At 37.2% G+C, this 914-nt stretch carries 1 protein-coding gene; it reads right to left on the reverse strand.

The genetic code is table 11. From position 1 onward, the window contains the following. Nucleotides 1-152 precede the first annotated feature (152 nt). Nucleotides 153-914: gliding motility-associated C-terminal domain-containing protein (locus J7574_RS23105; protein ID WP_290974711.1), on the reverse strand; the 762-nt coding region annotated here is incomplete at its 5' end.

Raw genomic sequence — 914 nt, forward strand, 5'->3', positions numbered from 1 at the left:
GTATTGTACATATATTGTGTAAACTGTGCATCCTGCTGGGCAAAACTGACCGCAGAACAAAACAATAAAACTAAAGCTAATTTTTTCATTTATATAGTTTTTTAAATAATGGCTTAACCTATGGCTAAGCCATTATTATTAGTTTGGAAATATTATTTAGTCAGGTATAAATAACCTGCTTTTTGCTGAGGCTTAGACTGATTGTCTTTGTATCTCAAAATGTAATAATAAGTTCCTTCCGGCAATCCGTTTGATTCTTTTACAGTTGTTCTTCCTTCTGAGTAGCCTTTGAATACTACATCATTGTTGTTGTAATGATCTCTTTCGAAGACCAAAACTCCCCATCTGTTAAAAATCTGAACCGTATTGTCTGGATAACATTCTATACCTCGGATGTAAAATCTCTCGTTCATACTGTCTCCATTTAGAGAAACTGCGTTAAAGATTTTAATATCACAGCCGTTAAATTCAATTACTGTTGGATTATCTCCAGCCACATTCTCGGCATCTGATTTGTCGTCTACAGTAATTCCGCTATGCGAAGCCGCTGTAACAGTTGACTGATTGCTTACCATTCCTGCGTTAATATCTGCCTGTGTCAGCGTGTACGTTGCTGTAAATGTTGTGCTGTCACTTGCTCCAACTGCTAAATTAATTGGACCTCCATGAAGGATAATACCTGGTAAAAGATCAGAAATTGTGATGTTTTTAAGATCTACATTTCCTGTATTCGTTACCGTGAAAGTGTAATTCAAAGTCTCTCCTGCTTCTATTGCGCCATTTTTGTTGCTATCATCAGAAGTCACCTTCATTACCAATGAAACGGCAGGCACTTCAACAAAAATGTGAACCGTGGCTGTACTACAGTTATTGCCGTTCGCCTTTTCGCAGATTTGATAAGTCAACGTACTGTC

Origin of the sequence: Flavobacterium sp., from assembly GCF_017744675.1 — a bacterium.
Taxonomy (GTDB): domain Bacteria; phylum Bacteroidota; class Bacteroidia; order Flavobacteriales; family Flavobacteriaceae; genus Flavobacterium.